General features: G+C 44.8%; 12 protein-coding genes. 8 read left to right on the forward strand and 4 right to left on the reverse strand.

Annotated features, from left to right (window positions below; all coding sequences use genetic code 11):
* Positions 1-220: 220 nt before the first annotated feature.
* The gene (locus tag C7H79_RS19280; RefSeq protein ID WP_258577643.1) at positions 221-343 is read left to right on the forward strand and encodes a hypothetical protein; all 123 of its coding nucleotides are present in this window, start codon (positions 221-223) and stop codon (positions 341-343) included.
* A gap of 298 nt (positions 344-641) precedes the next feature.
* Here the strand turns inward: C7H79_RS19280 and C7H79_RS12415 are convergent, their stop codons facing one another.
* A complete protein-coding gene (locus C7H79_RS12415) occupies positions 642-1,595 on the reverse strand; it encodes a Kdo hydroxylase family protein (protein WP_106707570.1) in 954 nt (317 codons plus the stop codon).
* 133 nt (positions 1,596-1,728) lie between these two features.
* Entirely contained in the window at positions 1,729-3,054 is a 1,326-nt protein-coding gene (locus C7H79_RS12420; RefSeq protein ID WP_106707571.1) for a sugar-transfer associated ATP-grasp domain-containing protein, read from the reverse strand.
* 974 nt (positions 3,055-4,028) lie between these two features.
* Between C7H79_RS12420 and C7H79_RS12430 the strand changes: the two genes are divergently transcribed.
* From C7H79_RS12430 to C7H79_RS12460, 7 genes are all read left to right on the forward strand, one after another.
* A complete protein-coding gene (locus C7H79_RS12430; RefSeq protein WP_106707573.1) occupies positions 4,029-6,647 on the forward strand; it encodes a glycosyltransferase family 39 protein in 2,619 nt (872 codons plus the stop codon).
* Positions 6,648-6,886: 239 nt separating this feature from the next.
* Positions 6,887-8,599 carry an ABC transporter ATP-binding protein gene (locus C7H79_RS12435; RefSeq protein ID WP_106707574.1) on the forward strand — a complete coding sequence of 571 codons (1,713 nt, stop codon included), beginning with the start codon at positions 6,887-6,889 and terminating at the stop codon, positions 8,597-8,599.
* Positions 8,600-8,762: 163 nt separating this feature from the next.
* Positions 8,763-9,845: a phospholipase D-like domain-containing protein gene (locus C7H79_RS12440; protein WP_106707575.1), complete on the forward strand. Its 1,083-nt coding sequence runs from the start codon at positions 8,763-8,765 to the stop codon at positions 9,843-9,845.
* Between the two features lie 23 nt (positions 9,846-9,868).
* Positions 9,869-11,281: a surface carbohydrate biosynthesis protein gene (locus tag C7H79_RS12445; protein WP_106707576.1), complete on the forward strand. Its 1,413-nt coding sequence runs from the start codon at positions 9,869-9,871 to the stop codon at positions 11,279-11,281.
* A gap of 337 nt (positions 11,282-11,618) precedes the next feature.
* Positions 11,619-11,807 carry a hypothetical protein gene (locus C7H79_RS12450; protein WP_106707577.1) on the forward strand — a complete coding sequence of 63 codons (189 nt, stop codon included), beginning with the start codon at positions 11,619-11,621 and terminating at the stop codon, positions 11,805-11,807.
* A 198-nt stretch (positions 11,808-12,005) separates the two neighbouring features.
* Positions 12,006-12,929, forward strand: a complete 924-nt coding sequence (locus C7H79_RS12455) for a bile acid:sodium symporter family protein (RefSeq protein ID WP_106707578.1) — start codon at positions 12,006-12,008, stop codon at positions 12,927-12,929.
* A 248-nt stretch (positions 12,930-13,177) separates the two neighbouring features.
* Complete coding sequence (locus tag C7H79_RS12460) at positions 13,178-13,678, forward strand: transposase (RefSeq protein ID WP_106707579.1); 501 nt, start codon at positions 13,178-13,180, stop codon at positions 13,676-13,678.
* 290 nt (positions 13,679-13,968) lie between these two features.
* Here C7H79_RS12460 and C7H79_RS12465 read toward each other — a convergent pair whose 3' ends face one another.
* A complete protein-coding gene (locus C7H79_RS12465) occupies positions 13,969-16,266 on the reverse strand; it encodes a cytochrome-c peroxidase (RefSeq protein ID WP_106707580.1) in 2,298 nt (765 codons plus the stop codon).
* A gap of 87 nt (positions 16,267-16,353) precedes the next feature.
* Positions 16,354-16,867 (reverse strand): beta propeller repeat protein (locus C7H79_RS18020; protein WP_508278635.1); only part of this gene is annotated, 514 nt, incomplete at its 5' end.

Genomic DNA, 16,867 nt, shown 5'->3' on the forward strand with positions numbered 1-16,867 from the left:
ATTTTCAAATTTGTTAAATTTACTGTAGTAGAGTTTTTTTTAGTAATTTTCTTGCTGAAATCACGAGAACAATTACTTTCACCGATCATTGTCGGCTTAAAAGACGCATTTGTCCTATGATTGCAATGGCATCTGCCTATTAACATACCAAAGACCTCTGCACAACTGAGTATATTTGCTATTAGAATTCTTCAAGTTACAGTCAAAGATGAGCAAAAGCATGCAACAAATTCTGCGATTATTGCAGCTCAATCTATTTGAAAAACGTGACCTCATGGCTTTGTTGCGTGGTGATCCACTCATAGATGAAAATGCTAACAATTACCAGATGGACTTGGTGTGAAAGTTAACGGGACAGTAGTGTTGTGCAGTAGTCTTTTTAATAAACTCTCGCGTAATGGCAACAATTCATTGATACGGCTATTAACAGGCTGTTGAAAATTATTTCCAAGACAGCTGATACAAGTCAAGAACAGGCGAAAGAACTCAGTTTATGCTTAATATATGAGCATTTGGAGCCAGTTTTTGACACCGTAGCAGCAATGCAGATAGCTTTCCAACGACCTGTAGACCAGGCAGGGTTGGATCACTATCTTTCAGATCAGCAGAGGACGTGGAGCATCCGGCAGTCAACACTCACATCAAGCCAGAGTCTCTCCCGTTAGCCTCTCCAAGATACGCAAGGGAGATCGTAACGGATTATTCATTGCTTCCACAGGCAGATAGAATGTCTGATCGAGACTGTGCTGTCCCGATATCGCACCGTGTAATACCAGATCAGTAATTGCAATCCAGCTCGATCCCGCTGGAAATTCCATTAGTTTGCGCGGCGCTGATTCCTGGTACTCTTTATCGCGCATGCCGAGAGTACGTAGTGCTGCAATATACTGATCATATTTGGTCTTGGCACCATCGATGATACCAAGGCGAACCAGCATGACAAAAAACCAGGAAGGCTCTCTGACTTGCACCGCAGGCAGAAAACGCTCTACAAATGGTTCAAACGGTTCGCCGAGTTGCCAGACACGCACTCGATCGACAGGATTGATGTTGGTGAAAACGCGCAACATACTGCGACCTTGAGTGGGGTATCCGTAACTTGAATCAATATGCAGCGCCTGAGTGCTATTGCGCGAAAAAGGTCGATAGGTAACCCGTTTGCGATCTAATGCCTGTTGATAGCAGGGAAATAATTGGGTAATTACATTCTCAGCCCACTTCCCATAACGCGCCATAATTGCTTCAAGATCAGATCGTGCTGAGTCTTTGATTTGTGCTCGCATCATCTTCCCGTGTATTTGCGCATAATGATACTTCTTGATACGCCCGCGCTTCGGATCGAAAATAATTGTCGGTTTACCGTTCTCGATATCGGGGACTCGTGTCAGGATATTAGCTGTATCTAATATCAATGCTCGCTCTTGCTTAGATAGTTCGAAACCGCCTTTGGGCAGGTAAATGACTCCGCCACTTTCCAGTGTATCTATGGCCGTGCGTTGCACCTCCGGCACCGATAAATCTGCCCCAGGTTCAATCGTTAGCATGTTCGGAATTTCAGTTTCATCAGACTTTAGAATATGATCTTCATTTACCATGACTTGTGCACTATTTCCAGAAGTATAAAAAGTCGGTTAGCAAGAATAACGATATCGCCACATCATCATTTTTTACTCAGAAGATAATTGTCATAGGCCCGTTTCCAGCATCCCATAGTTATAGAAATAGTTATCAGCATAATGGATGCACCTCTGGTTCAGCATACTTGGCAACAACTGTTTGTCTCAGGTTAAATGCCAGCAATTCTCCAAGCCGTTCATTGCCTATTGGACCCTCCCGGGTCCGCTGTATTATGTCTAGATCAGGTGCTTTGTTAGCTTCGATCATGCAAGGACCGCTCTCAAGTAAAGCAACATCCCAGCCGATCACAACTTGATCGGGGAAAAGGCTACAATGCGCATGTTGCACAAAATTGATCATCTCTACCCAGCATGGGATTTTACGTTGAAAGATCATAACATTAGTTTCCGGATGCCGCTCGTACCAGCCATCCGTAACTACTCCCCAAGCTCCTCGCGTACCTTTTCCTAGTATCCCGGTTTGAATATTGACATTTGCTGCAATCCCACCAGCATGGTAATTGTCAACAATAGTAGCGCTATTTTGTCTCATACGGAACACTGCATCTGTCACTTCATAGCCCCCTACTTCATTACGGCAACTCATAACACGAATGGTCGCCAGGGTGTCATAAGCAAGATCAGTTAGATCTGAGTGATTTATCAGTCGTGGCTGTACGATATAAGCTGTATGCTTTGAGTCTTGCCGCAAAAGTTCGAGTACTTGGCTTCCCATTGCGCTTCTACCATCGCTACATACGAATTTTCCGGAACCCATATAATCCCAACGCATAGCGCCCTTTCCACCTTGCCCATTCAGTGGTTTAACAAAGAGATCAAAATCAGGAAAATCAGATTTTTTCCAATCAACCGGTATGATTTGCTCTTCTTTGACTATCCAAAGGATAGATGCCGTTGCAACATCATATTTATGGCAATGCGCCATGAAGCTGGTTTTATACTTGATGTAAAGTGTACTGCGCTCATCGGGAATAGGAAACCCTCCATTGTAATCGCGCAAGAATCGATAAAGCCCCGCTTTCATTTCAAAGCGATTTAGGTATTCTCCAGCACGACTTCTTTTATCATCGTCATGTAATTCAAAAATATAGTACCAGGGCGGCAGGATCGCGAAACGGGCAGCAAGCGAAAACTGCTCGCAAAATTGTCGAACGATACTTTTCCCTGTCCGCTTCTTTATGGCGCGTCCATTAAGCATAGTAAAAATCATTGCCAGCGCAGCGATCACGAATGGTACAAATGGCAAAGCTACAATCATTGCAAGGCGATCACTTAATTTAGCTCCGTTCAAGATTTCATACTGGAAGCATCGGTGTATTGAAGTAGCCGCTGATTCATTCTTGGACAACCGAGTAAAAATCAATATCGCGCCGCTCAGATCCCGAGTAATCCTATCAATACCTAAATCAACACCCATCTTTATGCGCCTCTTTCAGTTAATTAATCAAAGCAGATCAATAATGAATCGATTGCATCGTCATATTCCAATTTATTCTAATCAGCAGCCATTTCACAACTTCAGGATGATTCAGATTTAAGGTTCAGCTAGAATTAAAAATTCATAATACAGGCATGATTGTGAATTTAATGTGATGAAATTATTATATTTTTTACCTCACAAAATAAATCGACAAGTGATATGATATTAAGTTTGAGCAAATAAGAACACGTGCATTTATTTTGCATGGCACATCCTGAAATCACACCCGTGTCAGATGGTCTGTGTGTTCAAAAGCATTACAGCATGAGAATTATTTAAGAGGTAGCCGGGATTGAAACGTGCTCTAGAGATTCTCTGAATAATTGTCATCTCGTTTGCAACAAGAAATCCCTAGTGCTGATTACTTAGAATTCTTCATCACGTTTGGAATGGCAGATTGGCTTTTATAGGGTTTCCCTAGCAGGCCGTTGAAAAACATTTTCGAGGCAGCTTACACGGAACCAAAACAGGCGATAAAGTGCAGTTTATGCTTAATAAATGAACATTTTGAGCCTGTTGTTTACACCGTAGCGGCAACGCAGATAGTTTTTCAACGGCCTGCTAGGGTGGTGAGTTTTGAACAAATGGCCATTTATGCTGAAACTGTATGGGAAAGAGTGAATTAAAGAGTGGTTGAGAGGTATGCAAGAATCAAATAAACCAAGAGAACAATCGCGTCAGCTTGAGCTTTTATATAATACCTCGCGGCCCTAAGAGGGTTGTTTACTATGTCTAAGAAACATATTACAGTTTATGCCTTTTTGAGCAGATAAAGGCTTTATGTCGCATCTGATTGCACAGCTCCTGTAGATTTTCTGATTTCATTCAATTTACTGAAAATTGTACAAATATAGAGACACATAAACTACTTATATTCATAAATATTAAATACTCATTTATCAGAGATATCCTTGACACAATTTTCGGTAATAATCCCCACCCTCAACGAAGTTGACAACATTGATCCCATATTAACTCGCCTATTTGCATTGAATCGAGCATCCGGCAGCTTTGAAGTCATTATTGTTGACGATGGCTCTCAGGATGGTACTCCTGATAAGGTACATGCATGGGAAGAGAAAGCGAATGTGCGGCTTGTGGAACGCAAATCAAAGCCAGATCTGACGGCATCAATTTTGGCTGGGGTCGCGGTGGCAAAAAGTAATGTTATCGTGGTAATGGATGCTGATCTGAGTCATCCACCCGAGCGGCTATATGCTGTCGTTGCGCCGGTATTGGACGGAAGTCATGACGTCGCTATCGGCAGTCGTTATGTTCCGGGCGGTGGCATTGAAGGGTGGCCGCTGCATCGGCAATGGCTATCACGCATTGGTGGTTGGCTCGCACGTCCGATCTGCGATGTTAGCGATGCAACTTCCGGATTCTTTGCATTTCGCCGGGAGCTAGCGTCGACAATTTCTGAACATGCTCACGGGTACAAAATACTGCTCGAACTGCTGCTGGCTGGACAAGGCAAACTCAAGGTGGTGGAGGTGCCCATCTGTTTTCATGATCGGACGCACGGAAGCTCGAAATTATCGTTTTCTCACCAGTGGATTTATTTGCAGCGACTGATGACACTCGCCGGCGGTTCTGTTGCTATTGGCACAGCCAACCGGTATGTGGCAGTTGGGCTGTTCAGCATAATTATTGATATTGGGTTATTCCAATTGCTGATATACAGTGGCGCAGGACTTTCATTGGCTCACATCATGAGCTTTTTCGCAGCCACCGCGGTGAATTACACCCTGAATTTAAAATGGTCATTCCAGTCACAGCACTCAGACCCTTTAAGATGGCATCAGTTGGGCCGTTTTTTGACAGTCAGTGTCATGGCGTTGCTGATGCGTGGTGGCGTGCTGGCTTGGCTCGTCTATGGCTGGCATATACCACCCTTACTGGCTATTTTCCCGGCTGTTGCTGCAACAGCCGCAATCAACTATCTGGGGCATGCTTTTTATGTATTTCCCGTTAACAAAAATTCACCTTCTTTGGACATACGCTGGCGTGTAACCTCGGTCGGAGTCGTGGCGTTTATCATACTGCTGCGCCTGATCTATCTCGGCCAGGCCCAACTGATTCCTGATGAAGCTTATTATTGGAACTATGCTCAGCACATGGATTTAAGTTTTTACGATCACCCACCGATGGTTGCGTGGTTGATCTGGCTGGGTACCGCGATTGCGGGGGACAATGAGTTCGGCGTGCGGATCGGCGCATTCCTCAGTGGTTTGATAACCATGGGCTATCTTTATGCTCTGGCAAAGAATTTGTATGACAAATCAACTGCTATGCGTACAGTGCTGTTGTTGGCTATCCTGCCATTTAGTTTTGCTACTGGCATAGTGATGACAGCGGATGCACCTCTGCTGGCCGCATGGGCTGCTACGCTGTACTACATGGAACGCGCACTGATTGCAGGCCATAGTTCAGCCTGGTTAGGCATGGGAATCGCATTTGGTCTGGGTATTCTATCCAAATATACGCTGGGTCTGCTGGGAATCGCGGCGTTATTGTTTGTAATTCTGGATCCAATTGCCCGTCACTGGTTGCGTCGTCCCCACCCCTATCTTGCGGCACTGCTAGCCTTGGTACTATTTTTACCTGTCATTATCTGGAATATGGAGCATCAGTGGGCATCAATATCATTTCAGTCATCGCGACTCAAGGGTGTTGGTGATGATCAATTCTCAACACACCTTCTATTTGTTAATCTTTTGGTACTGCTGACGCCTGTCGGTTTGCTCGCTGCGGCACTAGCGTTGCGACCAGGTAGCGAGCACGACAACAGCCAATCGGCACGCCGACGCCGTTTATTTGTATGGATATTCACTGGCACACCGTTGGCGGTATTCTTTGTTCTCAGCATGTTCGATTCGCTGCGCTTTCACTGGACGGCCCCATTGTGGCTTGCGGCTCTGCCAACGATAGCCTGGATGATGGGACAGAATGTTGACTTGCGCAGTATCAAAGGTCGCTTACAGGCAGCCTGGCGACCTACAATTGTGACTTGCATGTTTGTCTATGCATTCATACTGCACTATGTCGTACTGGGTATACCAGGGATTCCCTATCCAGCATTTATGAAATATTATTTCTGGCGAGAAACAACCCATGAAATCGAACAAATCGTCGAAGAAGTGCGACTCCAGTCGGGACAGGAACCGCTTGTTGTAGGTATGAACAAATGGTCAATTGCGAGCACTTTGTTTTTTTACAACCGAAAAGATGAGCCTATGGATATTCGCTCGCGTAATATGTTTGGCGATAGCGGTGCCATGTATCAATTCTGGCATCCAGCAGAACCGCCAACTACCCGGTCGATTATACTGGTTGGGATGGATCAGCAACAAGTTGAATACGATCGTTCAGGCAATGATATTACTTCGATGCTTGATCAACCGGGTCCAGTACAGAGCATGATAATCATGCGCGAAGATATACCGTTACGACGGGTATATTACAGAATCGCACAAGGATATTTGGGTTATCAATCAACACCCGAAAGCGTTATCTCAAAACATAATTGATACGTAATGAATTGAATGAAGATTGGATTGCATGGATCCCCCTGACTAAGGCTAGATAGGTTAATTTAATCGCTTCGAATTAGATTCCTCGTTCCAAGGTACGTAAGTTGAATCATAGAATTAAGCCGGCTCGATCATTGTGACGCACGATTCACGCCTTGCCAATTATGTGATGTATCTAATGCTTAATGAACGCATAAAAGAACCACCGGTCCCTCCTTCACTGTTATAGCCGGCCTATGCATACTTTATTTACGTACATTATGGTCTTCCCCCGGCGTAGCGCTTTAGTTCTAGTCGCACTGCTGATTGCCAGTATCGCTGAAGGCCTGAGTTTAACTGCGTTGATGCCATTGTTATCGATCGTTATCGGCGATTCAGGTGAGTCTGGCAATTCAGGCATTGGCGCTTTTATGGAAACAGCGCTGAAAGATGTCGGCATTGAACCTGCATTGGTCACGATTTTGATCATTTTCGTTGGTGGTTTGTTTTTTAAGGGTATGGTGCTGTTGTTGGCTAGTCGTCAGGTAGGTTACACCGTTGCTCATGTGGCGACTGTTTTACGCCTGGATCTTATTGAAGCGCTACTGGCCAGCCGGTGGCAATACTATTTACGACAACCCGCCGGCGCGCTTGCGAATTCGGTTGCAACTGAAGCTCATCGTGCAGCCATTGGTTTTGAGCACAGCGCTAATGTATTGTCGCTTGCCATTCAAGCGTTAGTATACGCCATCGTGGCATTATTCATTTCATGGGAAGCAACACTGACCTCACTGATTATTGGTCTATTCTTATTCATTGCATTGAATCGTTTAGTCCGTGCAACCCGTCGTGCAGGTACTAAGCAAACCTACTTGCTACGCGATTTATTGACGTACTTATCCGATGTGCTTAGTTCGGTAAAATCACTGAAAGCCATGGCGCGTGACAACGTTGCCGACGCTATTCTGCACGAACAAACCCAACACCTGGAGAAAGCCACGCGTCGGGAAGTGATGAATAGGGCTGCTTTAACCGAAATGCAGGAACCCATTCTCACCGCTCTGACTGCCAGCGGCTTATATCTGGCATTGGTAGTGTGGCAATTGCCCTTATCGGAAGTCCTGTTGATGGTCTTTTTGCTGACACGCATTCTGGGATTAATGAATAGAACGCAACGCAGTTATCAGCATCTGGCCGTACAAGAAAGTGCTTATTGGGCTTTACGCAAGTCCGCCGAAGACGCGCGCGCTGCGGCAGAGAAATCCACGGGAACACTGAGGCCTACGCTGCAAAAAGGTATTACTTTGCAACATGTCAAATTTAACTATGGCCAGAAAATTATTTTCAAAGACCTGAATATCGAAATACCAATCAAGTCTTTTACAGCGGTTATGGGGCCATCCGGCGCCGGCAAAAGCACTTTGCTGGATCTGCTCTGCGGAATGGCTGAACCACAATCCGGAGAAATTCAGATTGACGGCATCTCGCTGCATGATATCAATCTGCGCCAATGGCGCCACATGATCGGTTATGTCTCGCAAGACACTATTTTGTTGCATGATACGGTGATGAGTAACATTCTGGTCGGAGAACACGCGTTGACCGCCGCAGATGCAGAACGGTCATTACGTCAGGCCGGTGCATGGGATTTTGTCAGCAGCTTGCCTGAAGGATTACAATCGATTGTCGGTGAGCGCGGTGGGCTACTTTCCGGTGGACAACGCCAACGCATTGCCATCGCACGAGCACTGGCTCATAATCCATCCTTCTTAATTTTGGATGAACCCACCAGTGCATTGGATCCGGAAAGCGAGCAAGCCATCTGTAAGACACTGCGAAAATTAGCCAAGGACCTGACAATTATTGTTGTTTCGCACCAACCTGCGGTCATCAACGCTGCAGACCGCGTTTTTATAATTTCTAATGGCGAAGCGGAACCATTGTTGCAGATTTCTCATAGGCAGTCATGAAGAAAACTTGAGAGGCAGTAGCGACAATTAGTTTTTCGTATTGAAGTGGAATGGAGTATGCGCAGAAAATTCGTAATCAGTGAACTTGTTATGACCCAATAAAGCCGGACACCTTGTTAAGCGTTAAACTACTAATGAGTAATTTGGAAACAGGTTCCCAAGAATGAAAACTTTCTCCGATATATATTTTGGTGGCCCTGATCAACCAGTCGGTTATTTGCGGGATGTATTGGAAAAGCATATTGCTGCTGTTCCCGCCGGCGGATTTATCGATTGGGTGACTTACTATTTTCGTGATCTGAAATTAGCTGAGGCACTGATTAAAGCGCGCAAACGAGGAGTCAAGGTTACTGTCAGTTTAGCTGGCAAGCCACGCACATCCGATGCAAATGATGCCGTAATTTCTATGCTCTCAGGACCAGATGGATTAGGTGATGGACTGAGAATTGTGGTTTTTCCAGGCTTACCTGCTCCAGCAGGACGAACATGGAGTCCGCAGTTACATGAGAAACTCTATTGTTTTTCGCATCCAAAGCCGATTGCTATTATTGGATCTTTCAATCCCTCAGGTAACAATCCTGAGAAACGACCTGATATCATTCGAGAAATCGGTGATCATGATCGAGGCTACAATGTGCTGGTAGGAATCGCTGACCCCGAGCTAGTAACTCAACTTGTGAAGCACGCTCGAAAGTTAAACGCAACACCTCCAGGATTATTTTATCGTTTTTCTGCTGATGCGAATCAGACCATTCAAGGCGCTGATACTACTATTTATTTCTGGCCGCGGATACATCCTCATCCTGTAATTCAGTTTCTGAACCAGATCAGCAGCGATTCTCATGTTTGTGTTGTTGCATCCCACATCAGATCCGAAAGCGCGGTTAATTTGATGATTGCACTCGCCAATCGAGGCGTAGCATTGGAAATCTATGCAGAATCAACATATAGACGTGTCACTGCAAATGCAGAACAGCAACTAATTTCCGCCGGAGTACAATTCAGACGCATCAAGACCTCTGAATATCTTCCAATGCATTGCAAGTTTGTGCTGGTAAAAGACAATAATCAGGTTTGGTCTATTTTCGGTAGTTTCAATTGGACAAATCCATCATTTTGGCTTAATCATGAAATTGCAGCCATTTCAAGTAATCCCATGCTTTACAGTGCTTTTTCTGAATACTGTGATTTGCTGAGAAATGAAGAGTCTATCGCAATAAGTCAGAAAAATTTAAGTACAATTTAATTTAAACATTGAGTGAAATTTATATGAGGAAGCTCGCTTCAACTCTTATCATCCCAGTGGAAAGCCAGGTTCGTGAACTGGATGCAAAGATTCTATTATCCTGTGTAGCTGCAGAACGCGGTTTTCCAGTCATTATGGGTTCTCGTGCTTTTACTCATTTTCAGGCTGCCTCTGTTCCACGAGGTGTTTACCTTGCCAAGAGCATGCGCAGCCTTAGTAATACGATGTTCAAAATCCTGCGCCAACTGGGCCATGAGATCGTTGCATGGGAAGAAGAAGCCTTGGTTCACCCACCCCCAGATACTTATTTTACGCTTCGGCTTTCTCCGCAGACAATCAAACAGGTGTCTCATGTTTTTGCCTGGGGGCAGGAAAATGTCGATTTGCTTCGGCAATATCCAGATCTGCCAGCAGGTTTACCTATCCATATTACTGGAAATCCTCGTGGCGACATGCTGAGAACTGAGATGCGGCCCTACTTTGATGTTGAGGTTGATAAATTACGTAATCAGTATGGAAATTTTATTCTCATTAACACCAATTTTAGTGATGTAAATCCATTTATTCCTAGTGTTGGCTTATTTGTACCTGCAAAAAATCCTCACAAAGAATTAAAGCTTGGGCAATCAGGGATTGGGATGAGTCGTCAATTTGCCGCAGGATTGTGGAATCATAAACAAGCAATCGTTGAGGATTTTAAGCGACTTATTCCTTCTGTAGCGCAAGCATTTCCGGATTTCACTATCGTAGTTCGTCCACACCCAAGTGAGAACTATAAGATTTATCATGATATTGCCGCTGAGTTTAAGCAAGTAGTTGTAACAAATGAAGGCAACGTGATTCCATGGCTTCTGGCCGCAAAAGCCATGGTGCACAATGGGTGTACCACTGGATTGGAAGCCTATGTTCTTGGAGTTCCCACGATATCTTATCTTGCAACACTCAACGAATATTATGACTATGAGTATCAAGGATTGCCTACTAAATTAAGCTACCAATGCTTTAATTTCGAGGAATTGAAGTCAACTTTAGCCCTAATTCTGAGTGGTGAGCTGGGTGTCGCAGAGGGTGAGGAGCGCAAGAGACTGATTGATTATTATTTAGCTGCTCAGCACGGCCCATTATCCTGTGATCGCATGGTCGATATTTTGGAACAGAGCGGTTATAGCAGAAAACAACCGTCTGCCAATCCCATCGGTACATATATTCAAGGCTGGTTATCTGCCAAACTAAAGGCGTTATTGACCAACCTGAATATGCACCGCCCTGGTCCTAATAGATTGATTTATCATGATCATCGCTTCCCTGAAATTACTGTGGCAGATATTGAACAGAGAATTACACGTTTTAGTAAGCTATTGAATCGTTTTGACAGAATCAAAGTTGAAAAATATTCAAAGCATCTTTTCAAAATGAGTATTGTTGGGAATAAATAATCATACTACTAGGCTTACATAAGACGAAACTTTCAGTACAGAACCACTAATTTATATGATGGCGTCATGTTGTTACATTAAGTGAACTTTCAAATCAAACTGAGAAGCACCGTAACCCAGACATTGAGAGACAATTGCTGGCAAGCAGCCTACGAAAATCTCAGATAATCTTACCCGAACGCTCGCATAAGTTGCCATTTTAGGATAGTTAAAACAAAAACTGGTAGAGCCCGACAAAAGTTTATGCGTCTTCGCAGTAAGAAAAGTAGAAGTTATTTTAAAAAAAGACCTCTACACAACTGCGTAAATTTGCTGTGATAATGAGAGAACTGTCCAAATGATATTTGTAATACGTGCCATTTTGACAAAGAATGAAGTTTCTCCTCTTTTTAAAGAGGTGTTGTCGGTGCAATTGTCTATGCAGAATTTTCTAGATTCCGAAATTCGTGTTGCACAGGGTGATGGAATTACTCGCCAGTTCCGCCTGGGACGTTTCTTTAATCTTAGCGTTCGATTAGCATACTAATAGCAGAAGAAGACAGGATTTTGATTAGCTATTAAGCCCCAACATCAGGTAAAGTGTCGCCGGAATTTAATCCGCTACATTTTTCTGGATTCTTATGACGTCTGCTAAATCAATTATCTTCTTTTCGAATCATCAGGTATTGGTTTGCGCGCCCTACTCCCTACTCTATAGCAGCACAAAAATGGCTTCGGTGATGGCATGCTCCAAAAACTAACCCTGTTGTTTCCGCTCTGGATGATTCTGCTGTGCACAGCCGCATTAATCTGGCCGGATTGGCTAATCTTCTTGAATCAAGGTTCCATCGTGGTGTTAATTCTGGCATTTGTCATGCTATGTATGGGCCTGACACTCACTTTTGATGATTTTCGCCGTATTATCCGTATGCCTAAAGCCGTAGCAATTGGTTTTGCGGCACAATATTCCATCATGCCGTCACTGGCTTACGGCATAGGTTATGCGCTCAGTTTACCTGATTATTTTGCAGTCGGCCTGATTCTGGTCGGTTGCTGTCCCGGCGGAACGGCTTCAAATCTCGTGACTTATATTGCTAAGGCAGATGTGGCGCTTTCTGTTGTTATGACGGTTTGCTCCACACTGGCTGCTGTCGTCTTGACGCCATTACTCACACAACTGTTTGCGGGTGCGCTTGTTCCAGTGGACAGTTGGATGCTATTCAAGCAGACACTGCAAGTCGTCATCCTACCTGTTGTACTGGGCGCTCTGCTTAATCGCTGGGTACCTCAACTGGTAAAATGCATAATGCCGGTTGCACCTTTACTTTCAGTGCTGGGCGTATGCTTAATCTGCGCCATTGTGTTTGCAGCAAATGCTGAATCCATTCTCAGTCATGGCGCTGAATTGCTTCTTGCTACAGCCATGTTGCATGGCAGCGGTTTTCTCATTGGCTATCACTTGGCAAAATTTTTGGGTTGCCCACCTCAAACCGCTCGCACGATTTCGGTTGAAGTCGGTATGCAAAATTCCGGTTTGGCCATAGTTCTGGCTAAACAGGCGTTTCCAATGCTGCTATTGACACCCGTTGCAGGCGCGGTTTCAGCGCTCATGCATTCATTGATTGGCAGCTTGCTGGCGGTTTTGTGGCGAATTCGAGTCGTTAAATAGTCAAGACTACTGCACAACTCCCCCGTCGGCGCGATAACCGACTAAAATAATGACAAGCCAAAGGCAGTTGGAGCAAGCGATGCAGATGAGTTTTGGAACACTGGAATTGTCCCAGCGATTGAGACGAGACAGTATGCTGATTAAGATTGATGCTCTGATTGACTGAGAGGAGTTACGTTCGCAGCTTACAGGTTTATACAAGCGCGAGTTATGGCTTGGTGGAAGACAGGAACCATTTGATATGGTTGATGATGCTCAAATCGATCCTGCAGGAACAGTGGCATAGTTTGTCGGATGCTGCGTTGGAGCAAGCACTGTATGCTCGGATTGATTTTATACGATTTTATGATTTGTCTCTGTCGGATGCGATACCGGACGAAACCATCCCGTATCGGTTTCGCAACCGGTTGGTGGCCGGCGCTCGGTTGGACGACCGGCTAGCCTCGATCAATGAACAGCTTCAATCACACGGATTGATGATCAAGGACGCGGTGGGAGCGGTAATTGATACCACGCTGATTGAGTCAGCGGCACGGCCAAACGCCTATTCAGGATGGAACGCGCCTGGCTACTTAGGCACGGCAAAAGTCAACGCCCAAGTTATGCTGAAAAGCATCTGCACGAATCTAAAAAAGCTACCAACAAAATTTTCGTGGACAAGCCACCAAGGGGAGTACTCCGTCCAAATGCTGCATAAGGAGGAGAACACCCTTTTAAAAGAGGAAAAACTTCACTTTTTGCCAAAATGAGACGCATAACAAATGTCATTTGGACATTTCTCCCATTATCACAGCAAATTTACGCAGTTGTGCAGAGGTCTTAATAATTGCATATCTATATAAAAATATAAAAATTCAAATCAATATGAAGCTGAAGCGGCAAAACGTGAAAAAATGCTTAACTGGACTATCCGGATTTGGTTGACCATGTCAGAGACGGGGGGCTCACTCCCGCAACACAGCTCTATTCGCTGGCCAGATAAGGTGGCCCAAAGGAGCGTATTTGCTCACTCATGCGAAAATTTTGCAATAGAGTCCTTTTATTCGGTTATCGCATCAAGCCTAGAGGTGCAGATAGAATTGACGGGGGAATTGCCAACTTCCTGCTGATTTATGCCCAGAAATGTGCCAAGCGGTTCGAGACCCAAAGGTTGACGCCCTGATTGTCCAACAGCCGGAATTTTAATCACTGTACCGTTAACCCTGCCATTATTGGCTATGGTTAAGCTCGGGTGATCAAATGGTGCTTTCTCAAAACGCACTCGATCGTCATTGAGTGCAATAAGAAACTTAACCAAATTCTGTTTTTCATCGTCCGTTAGACCTATCGGACGAATATCAGGAGCCAGATTGTCGATGTTAGGCTCACAAAAATTTCCGCCATTGTCATAAAACTCGACAACTTGTCTCAAGGTTGCCGCACTCCCATCATGGAAATAAGGTCCTGTTAAATCAGCGATCCGCAAGCCTGGCGTTTTCATAGCGCCGTCTACCGCGACCCGCTGGAAGGTATCTAGAAGTGGCTCATCCAGACCACAAAATCCATCGTTGTTATTATCTTTACAAACAGACTCTTTTTCATCTTCGGTTATAGAAGAAATCCTAGCACTACCAAGAATCTGGAATGGAATGTTCATGATTTCTTTTTCCTGAAAAAGCCTTTGACGCGAGGACGACAACGGAACTCCGGTCGGACCTCGACCACCACGACCAATATCAAAAAATGTCGGTGTCACGCCAATGTTATAGAAACCATTATCATAAATAGCAAAGTGACCATCGCCCATTCTCATAGGTTCGATAAGATTATTAGGACTGCCGTTGTCGCCTGCCTGTGCTTTACGAACAGATGCGTTAGTTAGCTCGGGTCCTCCATGACAGTTGATGCATCTTCCTTTATTGACAAATACATCAAGACCTTTAACCTCTTCTTTGCCAAAGCCTTCGTTAAATGTAGCGTTGCGCATCCACTGGTCAAACCATGTATTATCAGAAATAAGGGTTTGCTGATAGGCTTGAAGCGCTAAGCCAAAAAACAACGAGAAGTTCGCCTCGCTGAGGGTAAAACGCTGGCCTCTGGAGTTTTGTGTTAATGGCGGAGTGTTTGAAGTAGCAGGTTCTATTACAAAATCCTCGTCAATAAGTTCCTCAGGCGTAGCAGCTACGATACGCACATCCAGCGAGACATCCGGACGCGCTGGCAGGGTGATTTCAACCTCGGTATCAGTAAAAACCACACGGGCGTTACCGCCGCGCCAATACTGGGGCCTAAACGCCTTTTTGATGAGTTTGGAGTATGTAGTATTGAGTCCGGGAGCTGGATAATTCGATAAATTACCTAGAACGCTGTCATCCATCGCTATTAACTGCCCTGCAAGGGGCACAATCGGGGCGCCGTTTCTCTTCCTCAATAGTTTCTTCCCAACCTCAGGCCACGTCCGCATGTTATCTGCTTCTGGAACGCCACAGGACATCTCAAAATCTGAAAGTGGAGGACCCACTGCTTGACTCGCTAATGAGGAAAACGGAATGTCAATACGTTCCTTGACAATGGTTCCATTCTTTGCCACCAGGATTTGCGCATCCGGATCCTGCACGCCAAATGGATTTATCCCATTAAAAAACGGATTCGCACGCCCGTCCCAGAAAGAGAAAAAACTCTCAAGCGCGGCATTAATAACTTTTGGCGTATGCCTGGGCTCAGCCCGACGCACTTTTGCGCCGTGGATGGTCTTGAATACCGGATCGTCAACTGGCCGACATCGGTCATTCGGATTCCCAGAGACGGTTCGAATAAATTCGGATCGCAGCACACCTTGGGATGACATCACATCCAGATCAACGATTTGATTGATTTCGCGCACAAACGGAAAATCAGAAAACCGCACTTTCTGATTTGGCTTACGAACTTGAAATGTATTATCGGGATCGCCCTCGGCTTTGTGTAAACCGATAATAGGGCCTTGTGCATCATTGACCACGCGAGTGATATTAGGATTAAGCTGATTTTGAACTCTTGAATCAGCACCAGCGGAAAAGTGACAGGAAGCGCAGGCCTGTCCGGGCCTTCCCGCATTCCCTCCTGAGCCGACTTCCTCAGCCCAGAACAGCGCTTTGCCTAATTGAAGCAGCGCGTTCCTTGCATTCTCGCCCGGTCTCAGAAACCGGCTGAGATCAGCTTGAGGAACCTCTAGCTTTGCTTTTCTTAAATCCTCTAATCCATGCTTTCGTGCATCCTCAGGTGTCACGATAGGCTCCGGGGCAACATTCACTTGAGCTGATACTCCGGTAGCAACATAAAACAAAATAGCAATAATAAATTGAAATGAATATTTCATGTAATAGCCCTCATATTTATTAGCATTTCATAAATTTAAGAACACTACCTTGCTTGAAAGTTGCCCCTATATTTCAACAACAGCACATTACCATTCAACTTTACCTGCCAATGCCCAAGTCAATCCACCATCGGTTGAAATGTAAGAGTTATCTCGAGCAACCCCTAAAATGGTAGCATCAGTTGCAAAGTTAGGAGATATGCGGAACTCTGTAAATTGAATGTTTTGTTGCAGTAACACATCACCTACATTTTTCGAAGAGATGATTTGTCCACTACTATTCAGAGTAATCCGATACAAACCCTTGCCATGAACGATGACAAAGATAAGCCCATCATTAGCAAAGTTAGGAGAAAACTCAACTTGCTGGATAGCTGTTCCCGGGCCTATGTGTTTTTGAGTCATCGTAACCCAATTATTGCCTCCATTCTTTGAACGATATAATCCATTACTTGTGCCAACGAAGGCCATTTTGTCAGTGGCGAATTGAGGAGAGACGGCAATCGTTATATGTTGTTGCCCGGGAAGACCGCGCAGTGTAACTGATGAATCGAATTTAAGCGATTGTAGCCAAGTGTCACCACCATTAGTTGTACTCCAA

Source organism: Nitrosomonas supralitoralis (assembly GCF_003011925.2).
In the GTDB taxonomy this organism is placed as follows: Bacteria; Pseudomonadota; Gammaproteobacteria; order Burkholderiales; family Nitrosomonadaceae; genus Nitrosomonas; species Nitrosomonas supralitoralis.

What these genes read in the sequence shown, in the direction of transcription:
- C7H79_RS12460 (WP_106707579.1), top strand. Translation starts at nt 13,178, where the DNA reads ATGATGCTCAAATCGATCCTGCAGGAACAGTGGCATAGTTTGTCGGAT.
- C7H79_RS12435 (WP_106707574.1), top strand. Translation starts at nt 6,887, where the DNA reads ATGCATACTTTATTTACGTACATTATGGTCTTCCCCCGGCGTAGCGCT.
- C7H79_RS12445 (WP_106707576.1), top strand. Translation starts at nt 9,869, where the DNA reads ATGAGGAAGCTCGCTTCAACTCTTATCATCCCAGTGGAAAGCCAGGTT.
- C7H79_RS12440 (WP_106707575.1), top strand. Translation starts at nt 8,763, where the DNA reads ATGAAAACTTTCTCCGATATATATTTTGGTGGCCCTGATCAACCAGTC.
- C7H79_RS19280 (WP_258577643.1), top strand. Translation starts at nt 221, where the DNA reads ATGCAACAAATTCTGCGATTATTGCAGCTCAATCTATTTGAAAAACGT.
- C7H79_RS12450 (WP_106707577.1), top strand. Translation starts at nt 11,619, where the DNA reads ATGATATTTGTAATACGTGCCATTTTGACAAAGAATGAAGTTTCTCCT.
- C7H79_RS12465 (WP_106707580.1), bottom strand. Translation starts at nt 16,266, where the DNA reads ATGAAATATTCATTTCAATTTATTATTGCTATTTTGTTTTATGTTGCT.
- C7H79_RS12420 (WP_106707571.1), bottom strand. Translation starts at nt 3,054, where the DNA reads ATGGGTGTTGATTTAGGTATTGATAGGATTACTCGGGATCTGAGCGGC.
- C7H79_RS12455 (WP_106707578.1), top strand. Translation starts at nt 12,006, where the DNA reads ATGCTCCAAAAACTAACCCTGTTGTTTCCGCTCTGGATGATTCTGCTG.
- C7H79_RS12415 (WP_106707570.1), bottom strand. Translation starts at nt 1,595, where the DNA reads ATGGTAAATGAAGATCATATTCTAAAGTCTGATGAAACTGAAATTCCG.